Origin of the sequence: Nautilia sp. PV-1 (genome assembly GCF_004006315.1) — a bacterium.
Taxonomy (GTDB): Bacteria; Campylobacterota; Campylobacteria; order Campylobacterales; family Nautiliaceae; genus Nautilia; species Nautilia profundicola_A.
In genome coordinates this window covers 237,806-262,992 of record NZ_CP026530.1, presented here as the reverse complement: position 1 = coordinate 262,992, position 25,187 = coordinate 237,806, and the positions used below count along the sequence as shown (strand labels likewise).

At 35.1% G+C, this 25,187-nt stretch carries 31 protein-coding genes and 1 tRNA gene; 18 read left to right on the top strand and 14 right to left on the bottom strand.

Annotated features, from left to right (window positions below; all coding sequences use genetic code 11):
* Positions 1–9: 9 nt before the first annotated feature.
* The 5 genes from sppA to C3L23_RS01455 all read left to right on the top strand — a co-directional run bounded on the left by sppA (position 10) and on the right by C3L23_RS01455 (position 3,423).
* Entirely contained in the window at positions 10–915 is a 906-nt protein-coding gene (gene sppA / locus C3L23_RS01475; protein WP_127679390.1) for a signal peptide peptidase SppA, read from the top strand.
* A complete protein-coding gene (gene murD / locus C3L23_RS01470) occupies positions 912–2,102 on the top strand; it encodes a UDP-N-acetylmuramoyl-L-alanine--D-glutamate ligase (RefSeq protein ID WP_127679389.1) in 1,191 nt (396 codons plus the stop codon). Before sppA ends, murD begins: the two co-directional genes overlap by 4 nt.
* 158 nt (positions 2,103–2,260) lie before the next feature.
* On the top strand, positions 2,261–2,542 hold the full coding sequence (locus C3L23_RS09530; protein ID WP_210402420.1) for a hypothetical protein: 282 nt from the start codon (positions 2,261–2,263) through the stop codon (positions 2,540–2,542).
* A 44-nt stretch (positions 2,543–2,586) separates the two neighbouring features.
* A tRNA-Phe gene (locus C3L23_RS01460) sits at positions 2,587–2,662 on the top strand.
* 245 nt (positions 2,663–2,907) lie between these two features.
* Positions 2,908–3,423: a formyltransferase family protein gene (locus tag C3L23_RS01455; protein ID WP_127679388.1), complete on the top strand. Its 516-nt coding sequence runs from the start codon at positions 2,908–2,910 to the stop codon at positions 3,421–3,423.
* On the opposite strand, the gene C3L23_RS01450 is transcribed toward C3L23_RS01455, so the two are convergent.
* From C3L23_RS01450 to C3L23_RS01410, 9 genes are all read right to left on the bottom strand, one after another.
* Entirely contained in the window at positions 3,424–3,714 is a 291-nt protein-coding gene (locus tag C3L23_RS01450) for a hypothetical protein (RefSeq protein ID WP_127679387.1), read from the bottom strand. It abuts the gene before it with no gap.
* A 60-nt stretch (positions 3,715–3,774) separates the two neighbouring features.
* Positions 3,775–4,362, bottom strand: coding sequence for a uracil-DNA glycosylase (locus C3L23_RS01445; RefSeq protein WP_127679386.1), 588 nt, complete (start codon positions 4,360–4,362; stop codon positions 3,775–3,777).
* A 229-nt stretch (positions 4,363–4,591) separates the two neighbouring features.
* On the bottom strand, positions 4,592–4,777 hold the full coding sequence (locus tag C3L23_RS01440; protein ID WP_127679385.1) for a shikimate kinase: 186 nt from the start codon (positions 4,775–4,777) through the stop codon (positions 4,592–4,594).
* Positions 4,761–5,264: a shikimate kinase gene (locus tag C3L23_RS01435; RefSeq protein WP_127679384.1), complete on the bottom strand. Its 504-nt coding sequence runs from the start codon at positions 5,262–5,264 to the stop codon at positions 4,761–4,763. The genes C3L23_RS01440 and C3L23_RS01435 overlap by 17 nt, the downstream gene beginning before the upstream one ends.
* The gene (locus C3L23_RS01430) at positions 5,251–5,826 is read right to left on the bottom strand and encodes an AMIN domain-containing protein (RefSeq protein WP_127679383.1); all 576 of its coding nucleotides are present in this window, start codon (positions 5,824–5,826) and stop codon (positions 5,251–5,253) included. The genes C3L23_RS01435 and C3L23_RS01430 overlap by 14 nt, the downstream gene beginning before the upstream one ends.
* Positions 5,823–6,068, bottom strand: coding sequence for a septum formation initiator family protein (locus C3L23_RS01425; RefSeq protein WP_127679382.1), 246 nt, complete (start codon positions 6,066–6,068; stop codon positions 5,823–5,825). The genes C3L23_RS01430 and C3L23_RS01425 overlap by 4 nt, the downstream gene beginning before the upstream one ends.
* Positions 6,069–6,106: 38 nt before the next feature.
* Entirely contained in the window at positions 6,107–7,372 is a 1,266-nt protein-coding gene (gene eno, locus C3L23_RS01420) for a phosphopyruvate hydratase (protein ID WP_127679381.1), read from the bottom strand.
* Entirely contained in the window at positions 7,373–8,425 is a 1,053-nt protein-coding gene (recA, locus tag C3L23_RS01415) for a recombinase RecA (RefSeq protein ID WP_127679380.1), read from the bottom strand.
* Between the two features lie 59 nt (positions 8,426–8,484).
* On the bottom strand, positions 8,485–10,842 hold the full coding sequence (locus C3L23_RS01410) for a bifunctional diguanylate cyclase/phosphodiesterase (RefSeq protein WP_127679379.1): 2,358 nt from the start codon (positions 10,840–10,842) through the stop codon (positions 8,485–8,487).
* Between the two features lie 117 nt (positions 10,843–10,959).
* On the opposite strand from C3L23_RS01410, the gene C3L23_RS01405 reads away from it, so the two are divergent.
* The 3 genes from C3L23_RS01405 to fliQ are packed head-to-tail and all read left to right on the top strand — an operon-like array spanning position 10,960 to position 12,581.
* On the top strand, positions 10,960–11,847 hold the full coding sequence (locus C3L23_RS01405) for a menaquinone biosynthesis family protein (RefSeq protein WP_127679378.1): 888 nt from the start codon (positions 10,960–10,962) through the stop codon (positions 11,845–11,847).
* A gap of 1 nt (position 11,848) precedes the next feature.
* Positions 11,849–12,325 (top strand): type II toxin-antitoxin system PemK/MazF family toxin, encoded by a 477-nt coding sequence (locus C3L23_RS01400; protein ID WP_127679377.1) that lies wholly within the window; start codon positions 11,849–11,851, stop codon positions 12,323–12,325.
* Positions 12,315–12,581, top strand: a complete 267-nt coding sequence (gene fliQ / locus C3L23_RS01395; protein ID WP_127679376.1) for a flagellar biosynthesis protein FliQ — start codon at positions 12,315–12,317, stop codon at positions 12,579–12,581. Before C3L23_RS01400 ends, fliQ begins: the two co-directional genes overlap by 11 nt.
* Here fliQ and C3L23_RS01390 read toward each other — a convergent pair.
* Positions 12,574–14,226: a chloride channel protein gene (locus C3L23_RS01390; RefSeq protein WP_127679375.1), complete on the bottom strand. Its 1,653-nt coding sequence runs from the start codon at positions 14,224–14,226 to the stop codon at positions 12,574–12,576. The two genes, fliQ and C3L23_RS01390, sit on opposite strands and share 8 nt — an antisense overlap.
* Positions 14,223–15,602, bottom strand: a complete 1,380-nt coding sequence (locus C3L23_RS01385; protein ID WP_127679374.1) for a chloride channel protein — start codon at positions 15,600–15,602, stop codon at positions 14,223–14,225. Before C3L23_RS01385 ends, C3L23_RS01390 begins: the two co-directional genes overlap by 4 nt.
* A gap of 89 nt (positions 15,603–15,691) precedes the next feature.
* Here C3L23_RS01385 and C3L23_RS01380 point away from each other — a divergent pair, with 89 nt between their 5' ends.
* Positions 15,692–16,453, top strand: a complete 762-nt coding sequence (locus tag C3L23_RS01380; protein ID WP_127679373.1) for a UDP-N-acetylmuramate dehydrogenase — start codon at positions 15,692–15,694, stop codon at positions 16,451–16,453.
* On the opposite strand, the gene C3L23_RS01375 is transcribed toward C3L23_RS01380, so the two are convergent.
* Both C3L23_RS01375 and nusA read right to left on the bottom strand, forming a co-directional pair.
* Positions 16,450–17,406: a DUF475 domain-containing protein gene (locus C3L23_RS01375; RefSeq protein ID WP_127679372.1), complete on the bottom strand. Its 957-nt coding sequence runs from the start codon at positions 17,404–17,406 to the stop codon at positions 16,450–16,452. The two genes, C3L23_RS01380 and C3L23_RS01375, sit on opposite strands and share 4 nt — an antisense overlap.
* Positions 17,407–17,416: 10 nt before the next feature.
* Positions 17,417–18,490 (bottom strand): transcription termination factor NusA, encoded by a 1,074-nt coding sequence (gene nusA / locus C3L23_RS01370; RefSeq protein ID WP_127679371.1) that lies wholly within the window; start codon positions 18,488–18,490, stop codon positions 17,417–17,419.
* A gap of 153 nt (positions 18,491–18,643) precedes the next feature.
* Here nusA and C3L23_RS01365 point away from each other — a divergent pair, with 153 nt between their 5' ends.
* The 7 genes from C3L23_RS01365 to C3L23_RS01335 are packed head-to-tail and all read left to right on the top strand — an operon-like array spanning position 18,644 to position 23,300.
* Complete coding sequence (locus tag C3L23_RS01365) at positions 18,644–18,874, top strand: HP0268 family nuclease (protein ID WP_015902014.1); 231 nt, start codon at positions 18,644–18,646, stop codon at positions 18,872–18,874.
* 8 nt (positions 18,875–18,882) lie between these two features.
* Positions 18,883–20,151 carry a tRNA (N6-isopentenyl adenosine(37)-C2)-methylthiotransferase MiaB gene (gene miaB / locus C3L23_RS01360; protein ID WP_127679370.1) on the top strand — a complete coding sequence of 423 codons (1,269 nt, stop codon included), beginning with the start codon at positions 18,883–18,885 and terminating at the stop codon, positions 20,149–20,151.
* Between the two features lie 41 nt (positions 20,152–20,192).
* Positions 20,193–20,603, top strand: coding sequence for a hypothetical protein (locus C3L23_RS01355; RefSeq protein WP_127679369.1), 411 nt, complete (start codon positions 20,193–20,195; stop codon positions 20,601–20,603).
* Positions 20,575–21,384 carry a tyrosine-type recombinase/integrase gene (locus tag C3L23_RS01350; RefSeq protein ID WP_127679368.1) on the top strand — a complete coding sequence of 270 codons (810 nt, stop codon included), beginning with the start codon at positions 20,575–20,577 and terminating at the stop codon, positions 21,382–21,384. Before C3L23_RS01355 ends, C3L23_RS01350 begins: the two co-directional genes overlap by 29 nt.
* Positions 21,385–21,392: 8 nt before the next feature.
* Positions 21,393–22,244 carry a hypothetical protein gene (locus C3L23_RS01345; protein ID WP_168175687.1) on the top strand — a complete coding sequence of 284 codons (852 nt, stop codon included), beginning with the start codon at positions 21,393–21,395 and terminating at the stop codon, positions 22,242–22,244.
* The gene (locus C3L23_RS01340; protein ID WP_127679366.1) at positions 22,237–22,743 is read left to right on the top strand and encodes a hypothetical protein; all 507 of its coding nucleotides are present in this window, start codon (positions 22,237–22,239) and stop codon (positions 22,741–22,743) included. The genes C3L23_RS01345 and C3L23_RS01340 overlap by 8 nt, the downstream gene beginning before the upstream one ends.
* Positions 22,740–23,300 (top strand): hypothetical protein, encoded by a 561-nt coding sequence (locus C3L23_RS01335; RefSeq protein ID WP_127679365.1) that lies wholly within the window; start codon positions 22,740–22,742, stop codon positions 23,298–23,300. Before C3L23_RS01340 ends, C3L23_RS01335 begins: the two co-directional genes overlap by 4 nt.
* Here C3L23_RS01335 and C3L23_RS01330 read toward each other — a convergent pair.
* Positions 23,276–24,382 carry an aminoacetone oxidase family FAD-binding enzyme gene (locus C3L23_RS01330; RefSeq protein WP_127679364.1) on the bottom strand — a complete coding sequence of 369 codons (1,107 nt, stop codon included), beginning with the start codon at positions 24,380–24,382 and terminating at the stop codon, positions 23,276–23,278. The genes C3L23_RS01335 and C3L23_RS01330 overlap by 25 nt on opposite strands.
* Positions 24,383–24,429: 47 nt before the next feature.
* Here C3L23_RS01330 and C3L23_RS01325 point away from each other — a divergent pair, with 47 nt between their 5' ends.
* Together C3L23_RS01325 and C3L23_RS01320 are read left to right on the top strand one after the other, a co-directional pair.
* Positions 24,430–24,795, top strand: coding sequence for a YbgC/FadM family acyl-CoA thioesterase (locus C3L23_RS01325; protein WP_127679363.1), 366 nt, complete (start codon positions 24,430–24,432; stop codon positions 24,793–24,795).
* On the top strand, positions 24,782–25,108 hold the full coding sequence (locus C3L23_RS01320) for a YraN family protein (protein ID WP_127679362.1): 327 nt from the start codon (positions 24,782–24,784) through the stop codon (positions 25,106–25,108). Before C3L23_RS01325 ends, C3L23_RS01320 begins: the two co-directional genes overlap by 14 nt.
* Positions 25,109–25,187 lie beyond the last annotated feature (79 nt).

The window sequence follows — 25,187 nt, the reverse complement described above, 5'->3', positions numbered from 1 at the left end:
AGGTTATAAATGTATGACGAAAACCAAAAATTAAAAGCGGAACTTAAAATATTCAAAATAAGAGCGCTAAAAGAAAAAGCGGTACTTTTCGGAGTTCTTATATTAATACTGGCGGAACTTATAGCCCTGGGTGTATTTTTGAAAAAAACCCTCTCGCCTTCCACTCCTATAGGTAAACCCTATGTGGCGGTAATTAACATCAATAAAACAATTACCGTTGATTACATAAACAAACTGATGGATAAAATGAACAGACTGAAAAAAGACAAAAACTGCAAAGAATACCTGCTTGTGTTTAACACTCCGGGAGGAAGCCCGAGCGCAAGCGACGAATTTAACGCATATCTTAAATTCCTGAACAAAACAAAAAAAGTAAACGTATACGTAGAAAGCATGGCCGCAAGCGGCGGTTATTACATAATAAGCGCCATCAGACCAATCGTGGCGAATAAAAATGCGGTAGTGGGAAGTATCGGGGTTATAATGCCTCATTACGTAATAGGAAAACTCGCTAAAAAAATAGGCGTTGAAGAAGACGACATTACAGTCGGAAAATACAAAAAACCTATTTCGCTTTTTAAAAAAGCTACGCCTGAAGAAAGAAAATACCTTATGGACAACCTGCTCCTTCCGACATATGAAAACTTCCTAAAAACGGTCGCCGAAGACAGAAACATACCTGTTGACAAACTTAAAAAATACGCCGACGGAAAAATATTCATAGCTACAAAAGTAAAAGGTATACTGGTTGACAAAATTTCAACTCTTACACAACTTAAAAACGAAATAAAAAAAAGATTGGGCAAAGAGATTGTATTTGTAAATATTTCCCTGGATAAAAAGAAATTTCCGTATCTCAACATTAAACTCGATTCCGATTTAGGCCAGTTGCTAAAAGGATACCTTCAGCAATGAAATCTCTTTTCGGATACGGAATAACCGCAAAAGCCATTGCCAAAAGCGGCGGATGGCATATATTCGACGATTCGTTTAAAGAAATCACTTATGACAAATACGGAAACAAACTTTTACCTTCTTCCGAATTTAATCCGGAAAAATCAACACTTGAAATAACATCTCCCGGCATTCCCCCTTCACATCCTTTAATCACAAAAGCTAAAAATTTAATAAGCGAATTTGATTATTTTTATGAAGATTCGCCCTTTCAGATATGGATAACCGGCACAAACGGCAAAACCACAACTACACAGATGACCTACCATCTTTTAAAAGAAAAAGGCGCTGACATTGGAGGAAACATAGGCATACCCCTGGCTGAAATGAAAAAAAACGCCAATTTTTGGGTTGTGGAAGCCAGCAGTTTTCAGCTTCATTATACAAAATACGCAAAACCGAATATTTTTATCATACTGCCACTTAATGAAGACCATACCTCATGGCACGGCAGTTTTGAAGAATATATAAACGCCAAGCTTTCACCTCTTGAAAGAATGACCGAAAGAGACATCGTCATAATGCCTAAAAATCTGGACAGGGAAACAGCCGCATTTAAAATAACATATGAAAACGAAAAAGACCTCGTTAGCTATTTCGGACTGGAAAACCTTGAGTTCGAAGTTCCGTTTTTACTGGACGAAATCCTGGCAAAAGCAGTATATAAAATACTGTTTTTAAAAGAAAAAAAACTTGAAAATTTCAAAATAGATCCCCATAAACTTGAAAAAATTACAGATAAAAAAGGCAGAACCTGGATAGACGACTCAAAAGCCACAAACGTTGACGCGGCTCTTAATGCACTTATAAGATACAAAAACAAAAAAATTTATCTGATACTAGGAGGGGACGACAAAGGTCAGGATTTTACGCCTCTTTTTAAATATATGCAAAACCTAAATATTGAACTGTTCATTATTGGCAAAAATACGGAAATTTTCACAAATCTTGCAAAAAAATATAAAATAAACTGTTTTAAATCCGATACTTTAGAAAATGCCGTCAGACAGATAGACAGACTGCACAATAAAAAATCGGTCGCTCTTTTGAGTCCTGCTTGTGCAAGTTTTGATCAGTTCAGCGGCTATAAAGAAAGAGGGGAGAAATTCAAATTTTATATAAAAAACCTGCAAAAGCGTTCACATTAATAGAACTGATATTCGTAATTGTTATCTTAGGACTGCTGGCAGCCGTTGCGGTACCTAAATTTGTCCACCTAAAACAAAGAAGCTTCGTAATCACAATCATCAACACTACGGTCAGCGGGGCCAAAGAAGCCGTAGAAACTGCGGCAAACCTTGCATATATGGAAAATAACGACAGTTTCAAATTAAAAGACCTTATCCACCTGCAGGGAAAAGGCTGGAAATACAACGCCGCTTACCGGGACGGGGATTATTATTATCCCAACAGCGCCGTTACAGCCTCATACGCATATATAGTACTTGACAAAACAAATAAAGAAATCACATTTAGAATAAACTGCAACGTATTTGAAAACGAGACAGAACAGAAAATCTGCAAACAATATATACAATCTGATCTGTCTTTTACGGATGTTTACAACGAACAGCATTTATATTATTAATTTTAAGCGAACTTTAAGAGTAGTTAAGTATAATTTCAGTCCTTGCCCAGGTAGCTCAGTCGGTAGAGCAAGGGACTGAAAATCCCTGTGTCGGCGGTTCGATTCCGTCCCTGGGCACCATTTATTAATTAAACTTTAAGTGTCTGTCACTATTTACTTCAACAATTTAATTATTTTCCTGCAAATACGCTGTAAATATCTGTTTTACAGACAGTTTAAATTATTTGTTAAACATCTGTGCCGTTACAGATATAATTTTATATCATTATGCGCTCTGCCGCTTTTTTCTTTTATATTATTCTTTGCAAAAATATTCCAACGGCAAATCAAAACCAATATGATAAAATTCCACAAAAAGGCTTTAATTGAAAAAAATAGTCGTATTTTTCGGAAAAGGCGGAAGCAATTTTTTAAATATATTAAAACAGCAGAGTAATTACAAAGTAGTTTTAGGCGTAACCAACCGCGAAGACAGCGAAGTGCTAAAAAACAAAAATCTTCCTCCAATTCTCATAAGTAAAGACCATAATGAAATCTTATCAGAATTAAAACAGTTAAATCCCGATTTGATTGTTTTAGCCGGATATATGAGAATAGTGCCTGAATATATTATCAATGAATTCAAAGGCAAAATCATAAATCTGCATCCGAGTATTCTGCCTGATTTTAAAGGCCTTAACGCAGACAGGCTTTCATTTGAAGCCAAAAAATCAACCGGTATAACGATACATTACGCAGATATCGAACTTGACAGCGGAAGCATTATACTGCAGTATCATATTAATGCAGACAAATATAAAACTTTTGAAGAATATCATAAAGAGTTGAAAAAAGCCGAGCATAAATTTCTGCCGGCCGTTGTAGAGATGCTTTGCGGGTAATTATTTAAGTTTTATAAGCGTTCCCATTCCGTAATAATCCATAACAGCTTCACCGTTTTCGTTAGTGGCAGGCGTTACCGTTACCGTAATGTTTTTAACTCCGTCAGCTCCCATTTCCTGAGCCTGTTCCTGAAGCATAATAATAACCTGCTTAACGGCATCAGTCGGAAGAACGTCTTTATAAAGTCTGTTTTGTTCTACCCTTACGCTGCCGTATGCTATCGTAAAACTTTCATGAGGTTCTTGAATTTCTCCGAAACTTAAAATCTGATCGTTAATTTCTCTTGCCATTATATTCCTTTTTTTGGTTAATTATATTAAACTCATACATCAATGTAAAGTAAAAAAGTGTCATATAAGTGTTTTTAGGTTTTTAAAGAACGCTTCTAAAGATTCTCTTATATCTTTACGGTTAAATGCCAGGGGCGAAGGATGGAAACAGAGTCCCACTTTGTATCCGTTTATATCATAAACACCGCATTTTTGTAAATTTTTAACCTCTTTTGCCCAGGGTATATATGAAAACGCTTTTATTGCTGAATTTCCCAAAAGAAGTATAAGAGCAGGATTTACTATTTCTATTTCATCTTCTAAAAGTTTTGCCCCGATTTTTAATTCGGAAGCTTTTGGCGTTCTGTTTTTATTTCCCTCAAATGTTCTGAAAGGAAAAGCGTTCGTAATTAAAAAATCTTCTGCCCTGCTTAAGCCGCTTAAATTTATTAAATAATTCAGGTTTTCCCCTGCTTTCCCGACAAAAGGCTGCTTCAGCCTTACTTCGTTAGCTCCGGGAGCCTCACCGATAATCATTATTGGACTGCTTCTTTTTTCAGGCAAATACGGATCATACACATCCGTAAAATCAATATTTTCATTAATGTATTTTTTTATAAAATCATTTCTTGTTTTATAAAAATCAAATAAACTTTCTTTCCAGTTCATTAGTTCTCCGTTTTTATCTGCAATTATACCATCTCTTACAATAAGTGTCTGGCACTGTAAATAAAACTGTTTTTCTTTAACACTGACAGTTTGTATCGTGTTTTACAACCGAATTTTATATTTTTATTTTAATTTTAACAGTTTTTAATATCATAATATGAAAAAAGCGGATAATAAAAACATCCCTACACTGTCTGCTTACTACAAACGCATTAACTAAAAAAGCAAATTAAGCTTTTATATTTATGTTGGTTCCTCTGCCCGTCGCCGCTGCGGACATCTGCTCTACTTTCATAGTGTTTTCGAATGTTTTTTCCAAAATATCGCCTACAACGTTTTTTACCACATCCTGTGCTTTTTTCTGAACGTCTACCTGTATAGCCGTCCTCATGTCGGTATTATTTGATACCTGCATAATAATCCTTTATTTTTTGTAAAGTGTTTTCCAAACTGTTATTGTATATTACAATATCGGCTAGACGGGAATATATTTTATCTCTTTTGTCAAAAAGCTCTTTTGCTTTATCCAAATCCTGAAACAGAGGGCGTTTAGTTCTTTCCTCTTCGGTCATTCTTTTCAATATGTTTTCAAAATCAACTTTCAGATACACCACTTTGCCGGCTTCTTTTATTTCCGGTATAAATACAGGAAAACCCCCGCCTACCGAAATTATTGTGTTTTTGACGCTGTTTTTGATCCATTCAAAACATTTTTTTTCCATATTTCTAAAAGCTTCCTCTCCGTCGCTTTGAAAAATATCGCTGATTTTTCTGTTTTCAAAACTTTCAATCAGCACGTCTGTATCAAGAAAATATGTGTTAAGCTCTTTTGCAAGCAGTCTTCCGACTGTGGATTTGCCGCTGCCCATAAAACCGGTTAAAATAAGGTTATTGGAGTTCAATTTTGATACCTTCTTGTGTCTTGGTCAGTTTATACATATATTTTGCGTCAAAGTATATAACAACCCTGTAATATCCGTTATGATTTCCTACGACAACTTTTTTGACAAACGAATTTTTAAGATATTTTTTAATAGTGAGAAAATCGGCGTCTCTTTTAAAATCAAGCACTATTCTAAAAGGCTTAACCAGAAAAAAGTTTCTTAAAAGTTTGTCTTTTGTCTGAATAAATATTTTTTTGTTTTTTATATACATTTTGAAAAGATCTAAAAAATTAAGCTCTTCCATCGGAAATTTTTTAGGAGTGTGTGATATGTAGATAGGCTTGTGAAAGTCAATGTGTTTATTTATTTCTACGGTTTTTTCTTTAATATCTCCGCTTACGCTCTGATATACGAAAATTACTTTTTTTAAAACCCTTGCGTCACTCGGAAGATACACCTTGGCTTCTTTAAAATATGACGGGTTTACAATAATCGTGTTTTGAGGCTTGACAACCGGAACAAACGGGTTGATTCTAGCAAACAAGAACGTAAAAATAAATAAAAACAGTAATTTTTTCACTCGCCGCCTTCTAATTCTTTTAATTCAAAATACTCTTTTTGCAGTTTTTCATTTTTCTTTTTTAATTCACCCACATGGGTCTGAAGAGTTTTATATTCGTTTTGCAAATCCAAAAGCCTCATATAAGACCTGCTTCCAAACAGCAGATCATAAACATAAAAAGCAAATAAAAATGCGATTATTACAACAAGAGCTATTTTGTAATCAAATTTTTTCTGTTGTAAATCGTCAAAATCAATCATTGATTAACTCCGGTGAAAACAAAAAAAGTTTTCACCTTTTAAAATAGTTCTTTTCCGATATATTCTGCACCGGCAATGCTTCTTGTGATTTCAAGAAGTCTGTTATATTTAGCGTTTCTTTCACCTCTTGCAGGAGCGCCCGTTTTGATTTGACCGCTGTTCATAGCAACGGCAAAATCCGCTATAAATGCATCTTCACTCTCACCGCTTCTGTGTGAAACCACACAAGTATATCCGTTTCTGTATGACAGTCTCATAGTCTGCATTGTTTCCGTTACGGTACCGATCTGATTTAATTTAATCAAAATAGAGTTAGCCACGCCTAAATCTATACCTTTTTTAAGGATTTTTTTGTTTGTTACGAATAAATCGTCTCCCACAAGCTGAATTTTGTTTCCTAATTTTGCCGTAAGGATTTTCCATCCGTCCCAGTCGTCTTCCGCCAAACCGTCTTCTAAAGAAACAATAGGATATTTATTGCATAAATATTCATAATAATCCACAAGCTCTTCCGCGCTTAATGTTTTGTTTTCTCCAGCTAAAACATATTTTCCGTCTTTATAAAATTCGCTGCTTGCAGCGTCAAGAGCTATATTAATCTGCTCTCCAGGTTTATATCCGGCTTTTTCGATAGCTTTTAAAATATATTCAATAGGCTCTTCATTGTTTTTAAAGTTAGGAGCAAATCCGCCTTCATCACCTAACGCTGTGCTGTGCCCGTCTTTTTCAAGAAGTTTTTTAAGCGTATGATATACCTCGCTGCTGGCTCTGAGCGCTTCCGCGAAATCATCAAAACCTGTCGGCATAATCATATATTCCTGTAAATCAACATCATTGTCCGCATGCGCTCCGCCGTTAATAATATTTAGCATAGGAGTCGGCATAATAACCGCATTAGATCCGCCGAGATATCTGAATAACGGCATATTAAGAGATTTTGCAGCGGCTCTGGCTACGGCCATACTAACTCCGAGAATGGCATTAGCACCTAGTTTGCTTTTATTTTCCGTTCCGTCAAGTTCAAGCATAATACCGTCGATTTCCGCCTGATCGTAAGGAGAAACGCCTATTAATTCGTTAGCTATTATAGTGTTTACATTTTCACACGCTCTCAAAACGCCTTTTCCTAAATATCTGTCTCCTCCGTCTCTAAGCTCAAGCGCTTCCAAAGCCCCTGTACTTGCACCGCTAGGTACGATTGCGCTTGCCTGAGTTCCGTCGCTTAAAGTAACTGTGGCTCTTACAGTAGGATTTCCTCTGCTGTCTAATACCTCATCGGCAAATATATCTTCTATGAATATCATTTACTCTCCTTTTAAATTTAATTCGTCTTCGTCTTTTTCAATAGCTTCTATCATATGAGAAAGTTCAACGCCCAAAGCGTCTTTAATTTTCTGTTCTATTTCCTGAGCCAGTTCAGGATGCGTTTTTAAATATTCTTTTGCATTCTCTTTACCCTGTCCCAGTCTGGTAGCACCGTAACTGAACCATGCTCCGCTTTTGTCTATTATGTCAAGCTTAACACCGTAGTCTAAAAGCTCTCCTTCTCTGGAAATACCTTTACCGAACATAATATCGAATTCGGCTATTCTGAAAGGAGGAGCCACTTTATTTTTCACTACTTTAACTTTAACCCTGTTTCCGACTTCTTTATCTGCCTGTTTAAGAGTGGCTATTCTTCTTACATCAAGTCTTACTGAAGAATAAAATTTAAGAGCGTTACCTCCTGTTGTTGTTTCGGGAGAACCGTATCCCATCATACCTATCTTCATTCTGATCTGGTTGATAAATACAACGGTTGTATTCATTTTATGAATAGCCGCAGTAAGCTTTCTTAAAGCCTGGCTCATAAGTCTGGCCTGAACACCAACCTGAGCGTCACCCATATTTCCTTCTATTTCCGCTTTAGGCGTAAGGGCGGCTACGGAGTCGATTACGATAATATCCACAGCCCCGCTTCTTGCAAGCGTTTCCACTATCTCAAGAGCCTGCTCTCCGAAATCAGGCTGGGAAACAAGCAGGTTATCCACATCTACGCCTATATGTTTTGCATATATTACGTCAAGAGCGTGTTCCGCATCTATAAACGCCGCCACTCCGCCTTCTTTTTGAGCCTGAGCGATAATAGACAGCGCCAAAGTCGTCTTACCGCTGCTCTCAGGACCGTAAATTTCCGTAATTCTCCCTTTAGGAATACCTCCGATTCCAAGAGCCATATCAAGCCCGAAACTTCCTGTGGGAATGGCAGCTATAGGCTCTATGTCTTTTTCGCTTAATTTAACCAAAGAGCCTTTCCCAAACTGCTTATCAATCTGTTTCATTGCAAGTTCAAGAGCTTTTTGCTTATTTGCATCCATTTAAATCCTTTTAGATAATATTATGCAATTATATCAAATGTATTTATTCTAAATTAATTTTAAAGTTTATTTTTTAAATTATCCAAAGGAACAGGTTTGCTGAAATAATATCCCTGAAGATAGTCAACTCCCAAATCTTTCAAAATAAGCGCTATTTCCTCATTTTCCACAAACTCCGCAACTACGGATAAATTAAATATTTTTGCCATATTTACAAGCGCTTTTACCAGTTTGTAGTTGTTAAGATTCTCATTAATATTTTTAATGAGATATCCGTCTATTTTCAATATGGATACCGGCAGTTTTGAGAGAAGATAAGAAAGATTGCTGTGCCCGCTTCCGAAATCGTCAATCGCAAATTCCACATCTAGATTATGAAGGAATATCAAAAACCCCATAAGTTCTTCATTGTGAAGTTTTTCATCTTCCAAAAGCTCTATAATCAGTTTGTCTGCAACATTGTATTCGTCAATTTTAGTGATCAGATATTCCCTAAACTGTTCGTTTGCAAGTTCAAATGCCGAAAGATTTATTGAAAATTTGTAATCAAGGTCTTTAAAAGTTTTAAAACATTTATCAATCATAATTTTCTGAAGATCAATATACTGGCCTGTTTTTTTTGAAATCTCCAGAAAATGATAAGGCGGATAAATTTCTCCTTCATATTCTATTCTTATCAGACATTCGTATTTTTCCGTTTTATAATCTGACGCGTTTACTATAGGCTGTACGTAAGGGATTACACCGTCTTCTTTAATTACTTTTTTAAGTATATTTTTCCATTTTATATTGTTATGGTATTCTTTGACTATCGGAAGATGGTCGTTGTAAACCATAATATTTACATTTGAATTTTTATTGGTTTTTACAAATTTTAAAGCCATGTCGGCCTGAGGAAGGTTTTCTCCTATTCCGGCACTCATAGAAATTTCGACTTCTACACTTCCGTCTACTTTTATTTTCTGTTTTTCAACCTCTTCTATTATTTTTTTAACCCTTTCTTTCAACTCTTCAAGATCATCTCCTATTATTGCAAACTCGTCAGCCGGAAGTTTATACCCCAAATCCAGTTTCTTCAAAATTTCCGCTACTTTTTTTAAAACTTCGTCTCCCAGGTCCAAACCGTAAAAATCGTTTATTTCTTTAAAAGAGTCGATGTTTAATATAGCCACATATCTGTGATTGTCCACATCAACAAGAAGTTTTTCACGGTTAGGCAGACCGGTCAAAGGATCGGTAAAAAAGCTTTGAACAAGCTCCTGAGTTTTTTTATCTATCTCTTTTTGAAGATTTTTGTTCAGTTCTTGCAGTTTTTCGCTTTTGAAATGAATTCTTTTTTCATATTTATCCACAATTATTGACAGAAGATTGTTTTCATATTTTGTAATAAAATATACAAGTATCAGAAAAATAACAGAAATAACTATATACATTACGAAAATATTAAATATCTCTTTTTTAATAAGCTCTTTTCTTTTTTTGATAATTTCTTTAATTTTGGAAATATCAAGACTGTCTATTATAAGCCAGTTAAACGGTTTGTATTTAGCTATAAAAGCTATACAGGTTTTATTTTTATATTTATATATGAGATATTTTTCATTCTCTTTAGAAATATTTTTTATATATTCCCTCAAATATTCAAAATTTTTCTTACTGTCTACAAAACTGCCGTTTAAATTTTTATCAAGCGCATTAACAATAAATTTTCCGTATTCTCCGGGATTTTTGGTTGTTATTTTCACTATAGTCACATGACTGTTGCTGAATAGAGAATTAACTGTGTTTAACAGATTGGCTATGGCGGACTGAATGTTTTTGTCTATTGTGGATTTTAATACCGCATTGGTTATAAAATATTTTTTCCCGTTAAATATATTCGTAAAAATCCTGCTGCTGGCATATATAGCCCCTTCCGGAGTATTTAACGTCAAAAAACCGTTATTGACAATTTTGCCTGAAAGTATTTCATTAATGAATTTTTTGCGTTTCGTTTTATTGTAATCTTTAAAATTGGCAAATATCTTATTCCCGTTTAAATCGCTCAGCGCAACAATAAAAAACGGATGTTTTTTTGCAAATTCGGAAAGGACGTATTTAAAATTGGAAGGATTTTCCTTCTTTAAAACATTTGACAGAAATATGACACTTTCTTTCAGTTTATGTAGATATTTTTTATTTTCTATTTTACTTATCTGGTTTATATAGTTGATTAAATTATACACTTCGTTTTTAACAATAGTTTTTCTTGTATACAGATAATCGTTTTGAATAAACTCTATCTCTTTTTTTAATGAAGTTTCTATAATAAAATATACGAATGTAAAACTTAATATTGAAAACAGTATTATTATTGAAAATATCGATAGAAAGTTAAGCTTTACAATCCTTTCTTTTAAACTCCCCACCCCTATCATTCACAATCCTTTACACTATTTGAGGTAATATATTATACTATATATAAAGCTTTTAAACAGCATTTTGAGACAAAAAAGCCTATTATGATATAATTTTCAAAAAAAGGTGTAAGATTTATGAAAAATTTTATGATCGCACATTCGCCTGACGCAGACGATATATTTATGTACTACGCCATCAAGTTCGGCTGGATAACAGAATCCCTAACCGGAAAGCCGTCTAAAAAATATAAATTTCAAAATATTGCCGAAGATATTGAAACGCTGAACCAAAAAGCCTTAAAAAACATATATGACGTAAGCGCTATAAGTTTCGGTGTATATCCGTTTATAAAAGACGAATACGCACTCTTAAGAACGGCGATAAGCTTCGGATACGGCTACGGTCCGAAACTTGTAAAATTAAAAGGGGAAAAACTAAAACCCAACTTCAAAGTGGCATTAAGCGGCGAATACACGACAAACGCCCTAATATTCAAAATAGCCTATCCAAAAGCCAGAATTATTTACAAAAATTTTCTTGATATTGAAAAAGCCGTCCTTGACGGAGAAGTTGACGCCGGAGTGCTTATACACGAAAGCATTCTCACATTTAACGAACGACTTGAAGTGGAAAAAGAGCTTTGGGATTTATGGGTAGATATGGCCGGTGAAACGCCTCTTCCTTTAGGAGGCATGGCAATAAGAAGATCCGTTCCGCTGATAGATGCGATAAACATTGAAAATATCCTGACACGAGCCGTTGAAGTGGCCAACAGACATAAAAACCTACTTGCTAAAATGCTAATAGAAAGAAACCTCGTAAGGGTTGATGATAAAACGTTAGACAAATACCTTTCTTTGTATGCAAACGACAAATCCGTAGAACTTGACGAAGAACAGTTAAACGCAATCAATAAACTGTATGAAATAGGACATAAAGCCAAACTGCTGCCTAAAATAAAAGATATAAGAGAATATCTTATTCCTAAAGAATATAAAAATATCAGATTCGAAGAAGAGTAAAATGGAAAAAGAAAAATTCAAAAAATGGCTTGAAAGAAACGAACTTTCCCTTAAATGCAGACCCAGAACCCAAAGAGCCAGTTATATTGAATTTTTCGAAGGAGAGTTTAAAGGCGAAAAAGTTCCTGAATTTAAAAGAGGCGAAGTTTATTTTGCCAAACTGACAGATTCCGCAAAAACCCGCCCGTTTTTAATTTATCAAAACGATTACCTGAATTTCGCATGTTATGAAGACATATACCACACAGTAGTCGTCCTGCCTCTTTCAGGCCAGCTTTTAGGAGGGGATTACAGGGTGCTTATTAAAAAAAGGGATTTAATGACAAAAGACAGTGAAATAGTTGCCACCGCAATTGGTATAATATCAACAGGAAAAATAATTTTTTCAAAAGGCCTGGTTACGAAACTGACAGAAGAAGAAATGAAAAAAGTTGACCGGGCTGTCATGAAAGTATTAGGAGTTGACTTTGCAATCTGAAATTATAGCTTTGGCGGTTCAAACGTTAAAACTGGCTCTTTTGCTTGCGCTTCCGGCTCTTTTGGTAGGTATGATAGTAGGGCTTTTAATTTCCATTTTTCAGGCAACGACACAGATTAACGAAATGACTTTAAGCTTTGTGCCTAAAATTCTCGCTATAGCGGCCGTTCTGATTTTAACAATGCCGTGGATGCTTAATGAAATGACGGATTTTACAAAATACGTTTTCAGTTTAATTCCTACGTTTCTCAGATAAGCTTGTATCTGTCCACCATTGAAATATCTTTAAACAGTTTATTCAAATCCAGCATTCCGATGTATTTTCCCTCCTGATCCACATACGGCACATTGGATGCGGTCAGCAGCCCTATTGTTTTAATTATTTCATCCATTGAAGCGTCTTTATGCAGAATTATAGGATGTTTGCTCATCAAATCCCTAACCGTTGCGTTTTTGCTTTTAAAATATGATTTTCTCAAATCCCTTACGGAAAGAACTCCCACCAATACATTACTGTCGTTTACGACAGGCAGATATCTTATATGATGTTTTTTGAAAAGCGTTTTAACTTTTGATATTTTCATATTTTCGCTTACAGGCGGAACATCTAAAAGATATTTTTCAAATTTCAGATTTTTTAAAAACCTGAGCACTTTTTGATTTTCAATATCGATTCCTTTTTGGATAAGGCTTCTTTTAAAATAGCTTCCCGGTTCAAATTTAGCCACAATAAATGACGTTATACTGGCTGCTATCAGCGAAGGGATAAGCAGCTGATATGAATGCGTAAGTTCAATAATTATAATCGAACTTCTAAGAGGCGCCCTGGATATGCCGCTGAGCATAGCAACGCTTCCGACTAAAGCCAAAACTTTAGGATCCACATTAAAATGTATAAACAGATCTCCCAGAAAATATCCCCCAAACGCCCCTATAAAAATGGAAGGAGACATAAGCCCTCCGAAAAGACCGCTGCCTATTGCTATAATAACAGCAACAAGCTTAATAACGGTAATGCTGAACACCTGTGTAAAAGTAAAACTGTCCTGAAAAAGAGCCGTTACGTAATTGTAACCGACCCCCATTGTTTCAGGAACGGCAACGATTAAAAGACCTACGATAAATCCGTTTAATATAACGATTTTGTCCCATTTGTGTTTAAATCTTATACGCATTTCTCTGAAAAGATCGAAAAAATAAGCCATTATAAGAGCCAAAAACGCAAAAAAGACACCTTCAACCGGAACGATGTAAAAATAAACATCCCTAAATTCCAGATGAGGAACAAAAAAGGCGGTATAATCCCCCAGATACTCCCTGGCCATCAGTGTAGCAGTAGAACATGCCACAATCATTGGAATAATAATATATGTGTTTATTTTTCCGAGTATTATTTCAATTCCCAAAATTATACCCGCAAGCGGCGCGTTAAAAGTTGCTGCTATTGCCGAAGAAACAGCTGCTCCGAGGTAAATGGGCATATTTACTTTTGAAGTTTTTACAAACATCAAAAACACTTCTCCGAAAAGACCTCCCAGTTTGGCGATAGGCGCCTCTCTTCCGACGGGAACTCCGAAACCAATATTTAAAGAAGTCAAAAACAGTACCAAAAATCCTTTAAGTATTGAAAAATTCCCTCTCATAATTGATATTTTTTTGGCTATGTTGTCAAGCGTTACGTTTGTTGTATTGATTAACAGCTTATGTATCAGAAAATGGGAAAACCAAAAAACAAGCGGCATTGTAAAAAGATAAAGATAAGGAGAATGAAATATATCTATTTTGTTATAAACCGTTTCGAAAAAATTAATAAGCCATCTGAACAGAATAGCTGAAAAACCGCCTAAAATCCCTATCACTACGGGAATAAACAGAAAATGTAAAAACTCTTCTTTTTTCATATTTTTTCTCTGTTATACGAAGAAAAATTTTTTAAATTGCCTTTAAAAATATTTTTCTGTCCGAGATACGTGCTGTATCCGAAACTTGTAAGATAACTGGTAATTACGGCCGCGGTCATAGGTATAACCACATCGTCATGGCTCATTTCCGTAATCATAACTATCGCGGCAAGAGGCGTTTTTGCCGCGGCTGCAAGTGCGGAGCCCATTCCCGCCAGCGTAAACGTCACCAGCTCCCCCGGAAAAAAATGCCCGAATATGTTGCCTATGGCAGAACCCATAATAAGCACTGGAAGAACCAGTCCTCCCGGAATTCCGAACGCCAAAGTAAAACTGGTTATAAAAAACGTGCTGAGTATTATTACCAGATCATCCTGTATGGAAAAACTGAAATTCGCCATTTTCGAAAGTATGGCCATATTAGCGGGCGCCGAAAGCACATCCATGTCTTTTGTAAAATAGTATAAAAACAATATCACCGGCACCGCAAGCAGAGTCCCCACTATAGGCTTTTTATGCATAGGAAAAATCCTGGAAACCTTTTGGGAGAAATGAAATATTATCGTATACATATAAATAACGGCCGAAATGGTAAGGCCCATTAAAATAATATAAGGAATGGTATTCAAATCCCACACCGGCTTTCCGCTCAAATCTATAAAAGGGTGATTACCCCTGAAAAACGAAAAAGTCAGATAACTTACAATAGAAGCCACAATCATAGGAATAAAAGGCCTATAGTCAAAATCATACATATTTTCGAGTTCCATTGCAAAAATACTACTCCCTAAAGGCGCTTTCAAAAGAGCACCCGTAAACGCCCCTCCTCCGATTAAACCCAAAAGATTTTTATATTTTCTGCTGAATCCGTATATTTTGCCTATCCATTCTCCAAAAGCCACCCCTAAAAAGAACGAAGGCCCTTCCCTTCCGGCTATAAATCCGCCTGAAAGCGTAAATACGGAAACTATAAATTTATGGATTATTACACTGAAACGAATATATTTTCTGGTTTTTAAATGAAGTATCGAAAAGCCTATTCCGGGTCCTTCCACTTCCGGATATCTTTTTATCGTATATCCCACAACCCATGCAACCAGCACCGGATAAATAAAAAAGTATATGACGTCTCTTGATAAAAAGCCGTTTATGTTAACTACAATCAGATCCATTACGGAAGCCACTATACCAGTGGTGATTCCGACCGCAATGGCAAAAGGAAGCCACTTTCCCAAAAAAAACAAAATAGACAAAACATCAATTTTCATATTGGATGATGTTATAATTTCTTTGAAAGATTCCTTGAAGTATTTATAGAATTCTATATTTTCGTTATCGAACAACAAACGATAAAAAAATGATTTGATTTTTTTCATTTTTTCTCCTTGGAGTCTTTAATATTTTATTACAATAATATGAATTTATTATTAACATAACAAAAACTTATCTTTCTTTAAGGACAGGTATGATTATAGATTTTTCGAAACTTTCCAGTATTAAAATAGGTCCGAAAACGGAAGTAAAACTGTTAAACGAAGACAATTATGAAGGAGAGTTTATTATCGGCAGAGCCACAAACACCCTGATTTCACCGCAGGCCGAAAATCTTGCAATACTCGACGACAAATATAAATTTATAACAATAAAAAACGGTTATCTGCATGTGGGAGGCAAAACGAACAACAGGGTGTTTTACACTTTCTGCAAAAAAAACAATATAAAAGGATTTGAGTTTTTAAGCAAACTGCCCGGCAGTATCGGAGGCAGTATTAAAATGAACGCGGGCGTTAAAGAATATGAAATATCCGACAGACTTATAGCCCTCAAAACCCTCAGCGGTATAAAAGAAAAAAAAGACATAAATTTCAGATACAGAAATTCGGATATATATGAACCGGTATTTGAAGCTGTTTTCGAACTTGAAGAAGGGTTTGATTTTGAACTTGATCTTAAACTGAAAAAATTCAGGGAAAATCAGCCGAAAGACCCTAGTTTAGGCAGCGTATTTAAAAATCCGGAGGGAGATTACGCAGGAAGGCTTATAGAAGCCGTCGGAATGAAAGGCATGGCAAAAGGCGGAATAAAAGTCAGCGAAATACATGCGAATTTTTTCGTAAATACGGGAAACGGAACGTTTGAAGAGATGATATTTCTTATTGAAGAGGCGAAAAAAAGAGTTTTTGAAACGTTTGGAATAAAACTGGAAGAAGAAATAAAAATAATTTAGCGGTTCTCATATTTGGAATGTAAAAACGCTATTACCAGCAGTCCCAAACCGATGGTTCCGGTTAAAACTTCACCTATATGCATAAATATCTTCAAAAGCATAATAACCGCCAGAACCCCTATTGCATAATGGGCTCCGTGCTCAAGGTATTTGTATTCGTTTAAGACTCCTTTTTCAACCATCCAGATAGTAAGGCTTCTGACAAACATTGCGCCGATACCCAAACCTATCATAATCAAAAATATATTGCCCGTAATCGCAAACGCGCCTATTACGCCGTCGAAACTGAAACTTGCATCCAAAATTTCAAGATACAAAAATCCCATAAGTCCGTTTTTAGCGCCTTCAACGGCAAACGCTTCGTTTATACCGTTAAGCAGGGAATAAGTCAGCATACCCAAAAGATAAGCTATGCCTATTTCATATGACTTTGAGTCATAAATAACTATAATACCGATAACCGTCGCGACTATTAGCGAAATATTGTTAACTTTACCCAGTTTTTCGGCATATCTCTCTACGGGTTTGATCCATCTTACGCTTTTATGTTCAAATAAAAAGTCCGTAAACACCAGCCATAAAAAGGCCCCACCGAACGCATATATGAGGTTTTCGCTTTTCAAAAGCACTTCATGATACTGATGAGGATGGTTGATCGCTATGTTTAAAGTTTCCGTAATACCCATATTCGCTGCAACCGCAACTATCAAAATAGGGAATATAAATCTCATTCCAAATACGGCGATTACCATACCCCAGGTCAAAAATCTTCTTTCCCAGATTTTATCCATGTCTTTTAATATTTTGGCGTTAACAACGGCGTTGTCAAAAGATAATGAAATTTCTAAAACAGCCAAAATCGCGGTCAGATATACCGCACTGAAACCGCCTATAAAAAAAGAAAGGGCAAGGCCTACGGCCGCTATAATAAAAGAGACATAAAAATATTTCATCTACTCTCCGTTATATTTTAAACAAGTTTTCAAGCTTGCTAGTGTCTTTTGTTTTTTCTTCAGCGTCTTTTAGCTCTATTTTATATTTCGTAAGCATTCCGGCAAGTGTAATGTTTATACCGTTTTTTCCAATCGCTTTGGCTTTCTGGTCTGGATCGACTTCAACAACCGCTAAAGCCTTATCCTCATCCACCTGCACATTTTTGACTATTGCAGGAGAAAGCGCACGGGCTATAAAAATTTCAGGTTTTGGAGAATATTCTATTACGTCGATATTTTCTCCGTTAAGTTCGTTTGAAACGGAATTGATTCTAACTCCGTTTTTACCGATAATAGTTCCTATCGGTTCTACTTTAGGATTAAGAGAGCTTACGGCCACTTTGCTTCTCACACCCGGAATTCTCGCACTCGTATGAATCTTGATAATACCGTCCCTGACTTCCGGCACGGCTGATTCTATAAGCTTTTCCAAAAATTTAGGATTCGTGCGGCTTAGCTCTATTGTTATACCTCTGTTTGTATCAAAATGAACGAATTTAAGCAGAGCTTTTAAAACATCCCCTACTTCGAATTTTTCGCCTTTGATTCTGTTTCTCATTGGGAGAACGCCTTTTACGCCTTCAAGCTCTACCCATGTGTTTTCTTCGCTGTCTACTTTTACCACTTCTCCGCTTACAATAGTGTTCAGTTTCGAAATAAGCTTTCTGTAAATTTCGTTTTCGAGAAGTCTTGTTATTTCTCTTTCAAATTCTCTCTGAAGGGCCATTGCGCCGCTTCTTCCGAGTTTTCCCAGATCAAGTTCAACTTTCAGTTTGTCGCCGATCTGCGCGTTAGGGTCAAACTCCCTCGCTTCATCAAGATAAAAATATTTTTCAGGCTCTTCCAAAGCGACATCGTCATTTCTTACTTCAAAAATCTGATAAATTTTGAGCTCTCCGTTTTCAATATCAACCTCTACGTCAATATCTCCTAAAACCTTTTTAGCCGTTTTGATAACAGAACGTTTAAACGCTTCTTTCACTTCGTCAAAATCAAGCCCTTTTTCATTTGCTACCAGTGATAATAAATCCAATACTTTTTCCACGATTTTCCTTTTTTAAGTTTGTATTCGGCAGTGGGTTTTTAGCGGTTAAAAAATATTTAACGACAACTGCTTGCTCACTCACTACATACTACCCACTTTTTTAGTTATAATTTTACAAAAATTTTTGCTAAAATAATAATAACAAGGATTACAATGACGTTAAAACTTATCAGTACTGATAACAACATCATAGAAAAAACGTATGAAGAGTTTTTAAAAGAGATAAAACCTAACTCATTTTTCTATTTTCACAAGGATACTTCGTACAAAGATCTTAAAGATCTTATCGACAAACTTGAAAACGACGGATATTCCGTATATTTCAGAGAAGTGAAATTCGGCCTTGACGAAGGCGCTTACATGTACGAACTTCACATAATCTAGGGCGGAAATTGAAAAAACTCTACATAGAAACGTTCGGATGTCAGATGAACGTCAAAGACTCCGAACATATCATCGCCGAACTTTCCGACGAATACACAACTACACAAAATCCGGAAGAAGCGGAACTCATACTACTTAACACCTGTTCGGTAAGAGAAAAACCCGTTCAAAAACTATTCTCAGAACTCGGTGCGCTTAAAAAGAAAAATCCTGACGCAAAATTCGGCGTGTGCGGATGTACCGCCAGCCATATGGGAAAAGAAATTATAAAAAGAGCGCCTTTTGTCAGTTTTGTTTTGGGAGCCAGAAACGTCAGCCGCATAAAAGAAGCCTTAAACACACCTAAAGCTGTAATAACCGACATAAATTACGACGATACGACATATATTTTCAAAAACACAAGAAAAAATCCATATAAAGATTTTGTAAACATAATGGTCGGATGCGATAAAAAATGCTCATTCTGCATAGTTCCGAAAACTAGAGGCAAAGAGCTTTCAATTCCGATGGATCTGATATTAAAACAGGTTGAAAAATTAGCAAACGAAGGCGTAAAAGAAATCACGCTTCTAGGACAAAACGTAAACAATTACGGCAAAAGATTCAGTGTCGATCATCCTAAAGTAGATTTTACCGACCTTTTAAGGGAAGTAAGTAAAATCGCAGGAATCGAAAGAATCAGATTCACATCCCCTCACCCTCTTCATGCCGACGACAGATTTCTTGACGAATTCGCAAACAACCCTAAAATATGCAAACACATACATTTCCCTCTTCAAAGCGGCAGCAGTGAAATTCTTAAAGCCATGAGAAGAGGATATACAAAAGAATGGTTTTTAAACAGATGTGAAATAATACGCCAGATTCCGGATGTCAGTATTACGACAGACATAATCGTAGGCTTTCCGGGTGAGAGCGAAAAAGACTTCGAAGAAACCATGGACGTTCTTGAAAAAGTAAGATTTGAGCAGATTTTCAGTTTTGTATATTCCCCCCGTCCTTTAACGGAAGCCGCTCAAATGTCAAACCAGGTGGATAAACAGACGGCAAAAGAAAGACTCTACAGACTGCAGCAAAGACACGGGGAAATACTTGACGAAATAGCAAAAAACCAGATAGGCAAAATTTACAAAGTGCTGATTGACGAACCCGGAAGCGGCAAAAGCGACAATTTTTTCACCGTCAAAATACCTGAAACGGATAAATACTTAGGTGAAATTGTCGATGTTAAAATAACCGAGGCAAACAAACACACATTAAAAGGGGAGGTAATATAAAAAAGTTACTTTTATTTCTTGGTATAATTATTATCGGATTTGTGCTTTATTTTACCCTTAATAAATCATACCGCCTCTCTCTGGAGGCCAGATATTATTTTGAAAACGGTGAATACGACAAGGCTTTTGTAAAAGCGAAAGAGGCTTATATCCTCGACCCTTACAACAGAATGGCCTTTACCGTATACACCCAGTCTAAAATAGCCAAAGAGTGGGTAAATTTTCTTGAAGATTCAAACAAATATTTCAAGGAAATAGAAGCAATAGCAAACAAACCGAAAATAACGGACAAAGAACGTCAAAAAGTAAAAATTATGCTTGAAATATTACTTGACGAATATAAAAACCTTAAACCTTCTCTTTTGATAGGTGAGGAACTTAAATTAAAAGCCAGACAACAATACGAAAAGGCAAAAGAGATATATGAAAAAGTTTTTGCAAAAAGAGATTAACAAATATCTTAGCTTTGTTAAAAAAACAAAATCAATAAACACATATAAAACATATGAAACTATCCTCAATGAAGCAATAGAGCATATTGAAATAGAAAACAGCATAATAGACATAACTCCTTACAGACTGCATATAGCAAATCTGAACAAAAAAACCATAGCCAAAAAAGTTTCAGCCCTCAGAAGCTTTTTTGAATTTTTGGAAACTGAAGGGCATAAATTCAAAATTGTTGGAGACGAACACGTAAAAGTCCCTAAAACACTTCCGAAACCGGTAAGCATGGAACATATAAAAAAAGCACTTAAATCAGCGACAATGGATGAATACCTTGCCATAATGGTCATATTCTCCCTAGGACTCAGAATCAGCGAAGCGGCAGGTATAAAACTAAACGACATAAAAGGCGAATGGATAGAAATTACGGGTAAAGGCTCCAAAACGAGAATACTACCCCTTCACCCTAAACTTAAAGAATTTATAGAAAAATATCTTCAGACAAACCCTAAAAAAGAATATCTTTTTGAAAAAAACGGCACACCTTTAGGAAGCGACAAAATAAGGTATCTTGTTCAAAAAGCATTCAAAAAACACGGTATACACGTCACACCTCACCAGTTAAGACACTCGTTTGCCACTTATATGCTTCAAAACGGTGCCAGAATTAACGACGTAAGCGAGCTTTTAGGACATGAGTTTATATCAACCACGCAAATATACACCAAACTCAGCGACACTTTAAAATTAAAAAATTATCTCAAGGCTCATCCGCTATGTTCTTGAAAAAATTATTGTTCAAACCAAACCTTATAGCGTTTTATAAAGATGAGAATATTTATAAAGTTTTAAATGAAAGATATAAAAAGGAAAAATTAATATTTTCCGAAACAAAAGAATTCGAAAATAAAAAAGAACTTAAACAATACATCGACGAAGTTATAGACGACAACCCCCAGACATACGTATCCACTTTCGTAGCTACGCAAAACCAGGGAACGGTTCCTTCATGCGACAAACACAAATATAAAGAACTAGGTATTGAACTTGAAAACATAAAATCCATATGCATAAACAAAAAATACTCTTTTTACATTACTCTTTACGAACTGATGGAAGAAAAAAAAGAGTATCCTTTTATAGACTTTTTATATTCCGCGTTTGCCCTGATAGACGTCAAATCTTCTTTGAGACATAACGCTCTTTATATTCTTTCAACGCAGGAATATTCTTATATTTTAATCTATAAAGACCACATCCCGGTATTTTCCGATATATTAGAAACGGCTGATGAGGAAATAAATCCGGAAAACGAAGACATTGAAGACATTTCTGATATGGATATAGTAGAAGATTTTGACGAAACGTTAGACGAAAACATAGAAAACGTCGAAGACATGGAAGAAGAGACGGAAAACATAGAAACACTAAACATCGAATATAAAATAAAAGAGCATATTAAAACTGCCCTTAAAGAATATTATGAAAACGGCGGAGATTTTATTGAAAAAATTTATATTTTTGATACCATAGGCATAGAAGAAAACATTACCGAAATAATAAACGATGAAATTTTTATTCAAAGCAGCCTTGAAAAACTGGATATATTAAAAACATTAAACGAAATAAGTAGGAAAAATGTATAGTTTTATAACGCCTAAACCGAAGCCTCTGATAAAAGAAGATACCAAACTCTGGCTTATTTTTATAGGTATTTCAATTATATTATATACACTTTTTGCCCTGTTTTTGGAAATTAAAACCATCCTTTACAATAAAGAGACAGAGTCTTTTAACAAAGAGATTATCTCTTTAAAACAGAAAATAGCAGATATATCTGTAGAAAAGCAGTTTATATACAAACAGAAAACTTTATATGAAGACATTATGGTTAAAAACTCTTTAATGAAAGACAGTATTAAAAATCTGCTGGACCTTATACCTGACCCTATTACCTTAAACAGTATCTATTTTGATAAAAACAAACTGATTATATACGGTATCACGCCTACGAAAGATATTTACAATATGCTTATGCTGCCTCCTCTGGAATCGATTTTTACCGAAACCAAAACATATTTTTACCAGATGAGCAACGGATGGTATAAATTTAAATCTGAAAATTATCTGAAAGAAGAACAATGAAAATGCCTAAATTTTCTTTTAAACTGCCAAAAGTAAAAGTTTACGGCATAGATGTTATTAAAAACTTCCTGTTTTTTACGCTTTTTATAGTTTTGACACTGCTTTTTATAGCTTTTATAATTTCACCTGCGATTCATTCTTTTAAAAAATCTCAAACCGAATATTACCAGACAAAATATACATTGGATATGACCACAAACGAATATAAAGAAAGACTGACCGAACTTAAAAAACTGAAAAACGCCAACAGAAAAATTTTAAACGCCCTGAGGAGAAATTTTGATATAAATAATTTCAAAATGTTCGCTTCAAAATATATGAGTATTTCATCAATTAAGGAAATAAACTCAACCGTATATAAAAAAGATTTTATAAAAACAACCTATATCATGAAAGCAAAAATAAAATCGCCTAAAAACTTTTACGATTTAATAGACGCCCTTAAAAATTATAAAGCGGTGCTGAGAATATATTTCCCCATAGATTTTATAAAAAACAAAGAAAACATTGATTTGACTCTTAAATTAGAACATTATAGGCTTAAAAAAGCACAATAGGCGCTGGTAAAAGCCCACTGAAAATTATATCCTCCCAGCTCTCCAGTAACATCGATTACTTCTCCTATAAAATACAGACCAGGCACTTTTTTTGATTCCATAAATTCATTAAGTTCATCCGTAGCAACACCGCCTTTAGTCACTTCCGCCCTTTCAAATCCAAACGTGCCGGCAGGAGCAAACTCATAGTTTTCAAGAACTTTAAGTTTTTCCATTTCTTCTTTTTTCAGCTGTTTTACAGGTCTGTCCTTAATATCTATATGCTCTAAAAACTCTTTAACAAACGCTTTTGGCAAAGGCAGCTGTGTGATTATCTGACGGTTAGGGTTTTTCAACAGGTTTTCAATTTTTCTTCCGACTAAAAAATCTATATTTATTTTGCCCCTCTCCCAATACAAAGATGCATTCAGTATAGCGGGACCGGTAATTCCTCTGTGGGAAAACAGAATGTTTTGGCGGAATTTTTTAGAAGACACTTTAACATCAGCCAAAAAAGACACTCCGCTTAACTTTTTAAACCATGCTTGTGAGGGCTGAACGGTAAAACCTACAAGCGCAGGTCTTAAAGGATTTATTTTGATTCCGAATATTTCCGCTATTTCATAACCTTTCAGACTTGCCCCGAGTTTTTTAAAACTTGCCCCTCCAAGAGCTACAACAACATTTTTTGCTTTAAATACGCCTTTGTCAGTAACAACTTCAAAACCTTTTTTTACTTCTAAAATTTCCGCATTGTATACAACTTTGCATTTAGGCCGCAAAACTTTTAAGAAAACCTCAGAAGAATCAAAAAAATACTGGTTTTTTTTTAATTCCTTAACTTTCAGTTTTTTCTTTTTAATCCATTCCAGCAATGATCTGTTATCTGCTTTTTCCAAAGCCTTCTTAACAAATTCACTTTTAGGATAATAATTTTCCGCACTTACTTTCTTATTGGTAATATTGCATTTTCCGCCGCCGCTTATTTTAATTTTAGCACCGTACGTATTGTTGTGTTCGATAATAAGCGTTTTTTTATTTTTCAGCATATCCGCAAGAAACAGTCCCGAAGCTCCCGCTCCTAAAATAATGACATCGTACAAATAAAACCTTTTTGATAGAATTATATCATTCAAATAAAAGGATTAATATGCAGATTAGAGTTTATTACGATTCCACCGATGCCGGAGGAATAGTTTATCATACCGAATATATAAAATTCTGTGAAAAGGCACGAAGCGAAATATTTTTTGAAAAAGGAATATTTTTTGAAAACGAAGGCTATGTGGTAAGCGGGCTGAAAGCAAAATATATCTCTTCCGCTAAACTTGGAGATCTGTTAACGGTTAAAACAAAAATATTAAACCGGACAAAAGTAAAAGTTCAGATTATGCAGGAAATCTATAAAGAAGGCAAAAAAATCTTTGTTTTGGAAGTAAGCGTAGTGTATATCAAAAACGGAAAAATTGCCAAAATACCAGACACCCATATAAAGATACTCGATGAATACTCGTAAAAAAGGAAATATCGCGGAAGACAGAGCATGCTCATATTTAAAGGAAAAAGGTTATAGAATAATCGAAAGAAATTTTTATACAAAATTTGGTGAAATAGACATAATCGCATATAAAGACGGGGTTTTTCATTTTATTGAAGTAAAAAGCGGTAAAACATTCGAACCTATTTTTAACATAACACCCGCTAAATTAAAAAGAATTATAAATTCAGCACAATATTATATTAAAATAAATGGTATCGATTCCGCCTTTTGTATCGACGCTGTGGTCGTTAAAGACGGAATCGAACATTTCGTCAATATCTCTTTTTAGTAAATCTAAAAAGGAGAAAGGATGAAAAAGGGGGGGGGATTAGAATTATAGAACACAAACATTAAATTATTGTTAAATT

Excerpts from the sequence above, each read along its gene's own strand:
- sppA (WP_127679390.1), top strand. The coding sequence starts at position 10 with ATGTATGACGAAAACCAAAAATTAAAAGCGGAACTTAAAATATTCAAA.
- murD (WP_127679389.1), top strand. The coding sequence starts at position 912 with ATGAAATCTCTTTTCGGATACGGAATAACCGCAAAAGCCATTGCCAAA.
- C3L23_RS09530 (WP_210402420.1), top strand. The coding sequence starts at position 2,261 with ATGGAAAATAACGACAGTTTCAAATTAAAAGACCTTATCCACCTGCAG.
- C3L23_RS01450 (WP_127679387.1), bottom strand. The coding sequence starts at position 3,714 with ATGGCAAGAGAAATTAACGATCAGATTTTAAGTTTCGGAGAAATTCAA.
- C3L23_RS01445 (WP_127679386.1), bottom strand. The coding sequence starts at position 4,362 with ATGAACTGGAAAGAAAGTTTATTTGATTTTTATAAAACAAGAAATGAT.
- C3L23_RS01440 (WP_127679385.1), bottom strand. The coding sequence starts at position 4,777 with ATGCAGGTATCAAATAATACCGACATGAGGACGGCTATACAGGTAGAC.
- C3L23_RS01425 (WP_127679382.1), bottom strand. The coding sequence starts at position 6,068 with ATGATTGATTTTGACGATTTACAACAGAAAAAATTTGATTACAAAATA.
- eno (WP_127679381.1), bottom strand. The coding sequence starts at position 7,372 with ATGATATTCATAGAAGATATATTTGCCGATGAGGTATTAGACAGCAGA.
- recA (WP_127679380.1), bottom strand. The coding sequence starts at position 8,425 with ATGGATGCAAATAAGCAAAAAGCTCTTGAACTTGCAATGAAACAGATT.
- C3L23_RS01410 (WP_127679379.1), bottom strand. The coding sequence starts at position 10,842 with ATGATAGGGGTGGGGAGTTTAAAAGAAAGGATTGTAAAGCTTAACTTT.
- C3L23_RS01405 (WP_127679378.1), top strand. The coding sequence starts at position 10,960 with ATGAAAAATTTTATGATCGCACATTCGCCTGACGCAGACGATATATTT.
- C3L23_RS01400 (WP_127679377.1), top strand. The coding sequence starts at position 11,849 with ATGGAAAAAGAAAAATTCAAAAAATGGCTTGAAAGAAACGAACTTTCC.
- C3L23_RS01390 (WP_127679375.1), bottom strand. The coding sequence starts at position 14,226 with ATGAAAAAAGAAGAGTTTTTACATTTTCTGTTTATTCCCGTAGTGATA.
- C3L23_RS01385 (WP_127679374.1), bottom strand. The coding sequence starts at position 15,602 with ATGAAAAAAATCAAATCATTTTTTTATCGTTTGTTGTTCGATAACGAA.
- C3L23_RS01380 (WP_127679373.1), top strand. The coding sequence starts at position 15,692 with ATGATTATAGATTTTTCGAAACTTTCCAGTATTAAAATAGGTCCGAAA.
- C3L23_RS01375 (WP_127679372.1), bottom strand. The coding sequence starts at position 17,406 with ATGAAATATTTTTATGTCTCTTTTATTATAGCGGCCGTAGGCCTTGCC.
- C3L23_RS01365 (WP_015902014.1), top strand. The coding sequence starts at position 18,644 with ATGACGTTAAAACTTATCAGTACTGATAACAACATCATAGAAAAAACG.
- C3L23_RS01350 (WP_127679368.1), top strand. The coding sequence starts at position 20,575 with ATGAAAAAGTTTTTGCAAAAAGAGATTAACAAATATCTTAGCTTTGTT.
- C3L23_RS01340 (WP_127679366.1), top strand. The coding sequence starts at position 22,237 with ATGTATAGTTTTATAACGCCTAAACCGAAGCCTCTGATAAAAGAAGAT.
- C3L23_RS01335 (WP_127679365.1), top strand. The coding sequence starts at position 22,740 with ATGAAAATGCCTAAATTTTCTTTTAAACTGCCAAAAGTAAAAGTTTAC.
- C3L23_RS01325 (WP_127679363.1), top strand. The coding sequence starts at position 24,430 with ATGCAGATTAGAGTTTATTACGATTCCACCGATGCCGGAGGAATAGTT.
- C3L23_RS01320 (WP_127679362.1), top strand. The coding sequence starts at position 24,782 with ATGAATACTCGTAAAAAAGGAAATATCGCGGAAGACAGAGCATGCTCA.